The organism is Allobosea sp. CER48 (assembly GCF_044752385.1).
Taxonomy (GTDB): domain Bacteria; phylum Pseudomonadota; class Alphaproteobacteria; order Rhizobiales; family Beijerinckiaceae; genus Allobosea.
The window spans coordinates 1-4882 of sequence record NZ_JBIWYK010000236.1; the positions used below are offsets into that span (position 1 = coordinate 1).

The following is a 4882-nucleotide window of genomic DNA, read 5'->3' on the forward strand; positions in this document are numbered from 1 at the left end:
ACCGACTCCGCGGATTCAGATATTCACCGATCACCACGACCTTGGCCCCCTCGGCCACCTGAGCGCCGGGCTCGCCCGCGACCTCGCTGACCGTGCCGTCCCGCGGGGCGGTCAACACATGCTCCATCTTCATCGCCTCGACGATGGCGAGCCGCTGGCCCTTGGTCACAGCCTCCCCCGGCGCCACGAAAAGCGCGACGAGCTTGCCATGCATCGGCGCCTTGACCACGCCGCCCGAGCCAGCAGCCGCATCGAGATCGACCCTGAAGGGATCGAACAGCGAGACTGCAGTCTGCCGGCCGCGATGCAGCGCGAACCAGGTGCCGCCCTCGCTCTCGGCCAGCGCGATCTCGTGCTCGCCCTCGCCGATCTCATGCCCCGGCAGACTGACGCGGGCATCCTCGCCCTGCCATTCGATCCGCGCCTCGACGCGCTCGCCATCGACCAGCAGCGGCAGACCGAGCGGCTGGCGCGGCATCAGCGAGAAGGCGTCGGGATCGAGCCAGGGCGAACGCGACTCGCCTTCCGCGCGTCCGGCGGCCTCGATCATGCCGGCCGCCTGCCGCTCTTCTTCCAGCTGCAGGGCAGCGGCCGCGACCGCCGCGGCATCGACCGGCTGCGGCTCGGCGCCGAGCGCGCTGATATTGCGGTCGATGAAGCCGGTATCGAAAGGCCCGGCCCGGAAGCCCTCGGCCTCGGTCAGCTTCTTCAGGAAGGCGAGGTTGGTGCGCGGGCCGGCGACGATGGTCTCCCCCAAAGCTGCGCCGAGCCGGTCGAGCGCCTCGTCGCGGGTCGCGCCATGGGCGATGACCTTGGCGATCATCGGATCGTAGAACGGCGTCACCGTGTCGCCAGCCTCGACACCGGTATCGATGCGGATGCCCTCGCCTTCCGGGAATTGCAGCGCCCAGAGCTTGCCCGTCGAGGGCAGGAAGCCCTTCTCCGGGTCCTCGGCATAGAGCCGCGCCTCGACCGCATGGCCCTTGGCCGCGACATCCTCCTGTCTGAAGCCAAGCGGCTCGCCCGCCGCCACCTTCAACTGCAACTCGACCAGGTCGAGCCCGGTGATCGCCTCCGTCACGGGATGCTCGACCTGGAGCCGCGTATTCATCTCCATGAAGTAGAAACGGTCGGCGCGCAGACCGTCGCGGCCATCCGCGATGAACTCCACGGTACCGGCGCCGACATAGCCGACTGCCTTCGCAGCCTCGGTCGCGGCCTTGCCCATGGCGGCGCGCACCTCCGGCGTCATGCCCGGGGCCGGCGCCTCCTCGATCACCTTCTGATGGCGCCGCTGCAGCGAACAGTCGCGTTCGTAGAGATGGACGACATTGCCATGGCTGTCGCCGAAGACCTGGATTTCGACATGGCGGGGCGAGAGCACGTATTTCTCGACCAGCACGCGGGCATCGCCGAAAGCGTTCTGCGCCTCGCGCTGGGCACTGGTCAGCGCGTCGGCGAAGTCCCCGGCGCGCTCGACCTTCTTCATGCCCTTGCCGCCGCCGCCGGCGACTGCCTTGATCAGCACGGGATAGCCGATGCGATCGGCCTCCCCCGCGAGGAAGCCCGGATCCTGCTCGGCGCCGTGATAGCCCGGTACCACCGGTACGCTGGCCTTCTCGACGAGCGCCTTGGCGGCGTCCTTCAGGCCCATCGCCCGAATCGCGGAGGCCGGCGGCCCCACGAAGACGATCCCGGCCGCGGCACAGGCATCCGCGAAATCGGCATTCTCCGAGAGGAAGCCGTAGCCCGGATGGATGCAGGCCGCGCCGGCCGCCTTCGCCACCGCGAGGATCTTGCCGGCATCGAGGTAGCTCTCGCGGGCCGGCGCCGGGCCGATATGGTAGGCCTCGTCGGCCATCTGCACGAAGAGCGCATCGGCATCGGCGTCCGAATGGACGGCGATGGTGCGCAGGCCGAGCCGCCTGGCGGTACGGATGACCCGGCAGGCGATCTCGCCGCGATTGGCGATCAGGATGGAGGGCAGCTTGGCGGCGATCGTCATGGAAGCGTCCTCGGCGACATCCCGGGCTTTTCGCCTTTATAGCCCGCTGGCCGCATCTGTCTGCGCCTTGTTGCGCAAACCCGGTTGGGCCGCTTCCGAAACCGCGCCCCGCCGCAGCGAACGCCGGATCGCCCATGTCGCCTGGAAGCAGAGCCCGGCCACGAAGAGATCAAACAGATATTCCGGCCAGCGCACCGGCGCGACGCGCGCCGCGAGCCCGAGCAAGGCGAAGCCGGTGGTCGAGATCGCATCGTTGCGGCTCGACAGCCATGTGGCTTTGATCACCGGGTTCTCCTCGCGCCGGAAGCGCCAGAGCGCGGCGATGACGAGCAGCGCGATCACGATCGCGCTCGCCGCCGCGAAGCCCAGCGTCCAGAATTCGATCGGCCGGGGCCGCTGGATCTTGTCCCAGAGGTCGTAGAGCGTGTGCAGACCGGCAACCGCGAGTACCACGCCGATCGCCACCGCCGCCATCCGCTCGGCCCGGTCGTCCCGGCCGAAGACCAGCGCGGCGATGCCGTAGAGCACGACGTCGTAGACCCAGTCGACGCCGTCCTTGAAGAGCTGGGCATTGCCGATGGCGAGCGCCCAGACGACGGTCGCCACCGCCTGGATCAGGATGCCGAGCGCGATGCCCCAGATGGTGAGCATATAGGCACGGGCGATAGCAGGGGCCGTTCCGGACCCTGGCGGAACCTCAGCAGCGTTAGCGATCGCCGCCATGCGGACTCCCGTGATTCCCGGGCGCCGCGACGCGCGGCCCCGAGGATCTCATCTTCCATCCAGACGAGATGCCCGGGTCAAGCCCGGGCATGACGGAAGCGGCGCGCCCTCACCCGCGGCCGACGAGCGGCGCCTTGGTCGCCATCACCGTGACGAAGAGGATGTTCGCGTCGAGCGGCAGGCCGGCCATGTGCAGCACGGTGGTGGCGACATGATCGACATCCATCACCGGCTCGACCTTGATCGAGCCGTCCGCCTGCGGCACGCCGGTCGTCATCTTCTGCGCCATGTCCGTCAGCGCATTGCCGATATCGACCTGCCCGACGGCTATGTCGTACTTGCGCCCGTCGAGCGAGGCGGTCTTGGTCAGGCCTGAGATCGCGTGCTTCGTCGCCGTGTAGGCGGCCGAGTTGGGCCGCGGCACCTGCGCCGAGATCGAGCCGTTGTTGATGATGCGGCCGCCGCGCGGCTCCTGGCCCTTCATCGCCTTGAAGGCGGCCTGGGTGCACAGGAACGGGCCCGTCAGGTTGGTGTCGACGACCTTCTGCCAGTCCTCCAGCGACAGGTCCTCCAGCAGCACGCCGCCGGGCGCATTCACGCCGGCATTGTTGAACAGGACGTCGACCCGGCCGAAGGCCGCCCTGGTCTGCGCGAACAGGTTCTCGACGGAGGCCTTGTCGGTGACATCGGTCGAGACGGCGAGAGCGCGGCTCTTGTCGACGCCGGAGAGCGCGATCGTCTCCTCCAGCGCATCCGCCCGCCGGCCAGCCAGCACGGTGCGGTAGCCGTCCTTCAGGAAGGCGATGGCGACCGAGCGCCCGACGCCCGAGCCGGCTCCGGTAATGATCGCGACCTTGTTATGCCCAGACATGCGTTTCCTCGTGTTTCCTGCGGCCTAAATCGTTTGAGATGGCGCTCGACCATAGCGGCGGGAGCCGTCTCGGGGAACTCTGCGGCGGCTCGCGCTCCATGCGCTTGCCGCCCGCCGGCCCTGCCTTATCGTTGTAGTCGGGAGGACGACACGATGACCAGCCTGAACCGCCGCCACCTGCTTGCCGGCGCCGCCGCCGCGCTCGCCGGCCCGGCGCTCGCCCAGCAGCCGGGCCACGAACATCACGGCCCGCAATATGAGCGGCTCACCCAGCCCGGGCGGATCGAGAAGCCGGCACTGGCCGCGACGCAGAACGTCTTCGATTCGCCGGCCCCGAAGGCGGCCTCGCCCGGTCGCTGGAGCGCCAAGGCGCCGCTGCCTCTGCCACGTTCCGAGATGGCCTGGGCCACGGCCTTCGAGGACAGGATGCATGTCGTCGGCGGCTATGGCGAGCAGCGCACCGACCGGGCCTACCATCACGTCTACGACCCGAAGGCCGACAGGTGGAACGACGGCGCGCCGCTGCCCCAGGGCGCCAACCATGTCGGCGTCGCCTTCCTCGGCGGCAAGCTCTACGCCATCGGCGGCTTTCTCGAACAGAACCGCAAGCCGCATCCACGCTGCTTCGTCTACGATCCCGGGAGCGACCGCTGGGCCGAGATCGCGTCTCTTCCCCGCCCTGCCGGCTCGACCGCCGTCGTCGGCCTGGGCGGCGTGCTCCACGTCATCGGCGGCGCCATCGGCGAGACCACCGAGACCAAGCGCTCGATCGACTGGCATCTGGTCTATGACCCGAAGCAAGACCCCTGGAGCGAGCGCACGCCGCTGCCCACCGCCCGCGATCACACCGGCACGCTCGCCATCGGCAACCTGATCCATGTCATCGGCGGGCGGGTCGATTCCTTCCACACCAATTCCAACCTGCACCACTCCTACGATCCGGCTGCGGACAAATGGACGATGCGCATGCCGGCGCCGACCGGGCGCTCCGGCCATGGCGCGGTGCTCTATCGCGGCAAGGTCTTCGTCATGGGCGGGGAAGGCACCAACCGCGTCTTCGGCCAGATGGAGGCCTATGACCCCGCAACCGACGGCTGGGAGCAGTATGCGCCGATGCTGACGCCCCGCCACGGCCTCGGCGCAGCGCTGCTCGGCGACGCCATCCACGTCGCGGGCGGCGGCCCGGTCATGGGCGGCGGCGTGCAGAGCGCCGTGCACGAAGCGTTCACGCTGGCTTGAGAACTGTCGCTCAGTCCCTCTCGGGCACCTTCAGGATCACGGCC

At 69.1% G+C, this 4882-nt stretch carries 4 protein-coding genes; 1 reads left to right on the forward strand and 3 read right to left on the reverse strand.

Annotated elements, in window-relative coordinates; translation table 11 throughout:
- The 3 genes from ACIPIA_RS10300 to ACIPIA_RS10310 form a co-directional block, all read right to left on the reverse strand.
- Window positions 1–2005, reverse strand: a 2005-nt coding sequence (locus ACIPIA_RS10300) for an acetyl-CoA carboxylase biotin carboxylase subunit (RefSeq protein WP_400509164.1), incomplete at its 3' end; no start/stop codon positions are given.
- A 36-nt stretch (window positions 2006–2041) separates the two neighbouring features.
- Complete coding sequence (locus tag ACIPIA_RS10305; RefSeq protein WP_400509165.1) at window positions 2042–2656, reverse strand: cation efflux transmembrane domain-containing protein; 615 nt, start codon at window positions 2654–2656, stop codon at window positions 2042–2044.
- A gap of 181 nt (window positions 2657–2837) precedes the next feature.
- Window positions 2838–3599 carry an SDR family oxidoreductase gene (locus ACIPIA_RS10310; protein WP_400509167.1) on the reverse strand — a complete coding sequence of 254 codons (762 nt, stop codon included), beginning with the start codon at window positions 3597–3599 and terminating at the stop codon, window positions 2838–2840.
- A gap of 153 nt (window positions 3600–3752) precedes the next feature.
- On the opposite strand from ACIPIA_RS10310, the gene ACIPIA_RS10315 reads away from it, so the two are divergent.
- Complete coding sequence (locus tag ACIPIA_RS10315) at window positions 3753–4838, forward strand: Kelch repeat-containing protein (RefSeq protein WP_400509169.1); 1086 nt, start codon at window positions 3753–3755, stop codon at window positions 4836–4838.
- Window positions 4839–4882 lie beyond the last annotated feature (44 nt).

Coding starts and splice junctions, on each gene's coding strand:
- ACIPIA_RS10305 (WP_400509165.1), bottom strand. CDS start 2,656: ATGCTCACCATCTGGGGCATCGCGCTCGGCATCCTGATCCAGGCGGTG.
- ACIPIA_RS10310 (WP_400509167.1), bottom strand. CDS start 3,599: ATGTCTGGGCATAACAAGGTCGCGATCATTACCGGAGCCGGCTCGGGC.
- ACIPIA_RS10315 (WP_400509169.1), top strand. CDS start 3,753: ATGACCAGCCTGAACCGCCGCCACCTGCTTGCCGGCGCCGCCGCCGCG.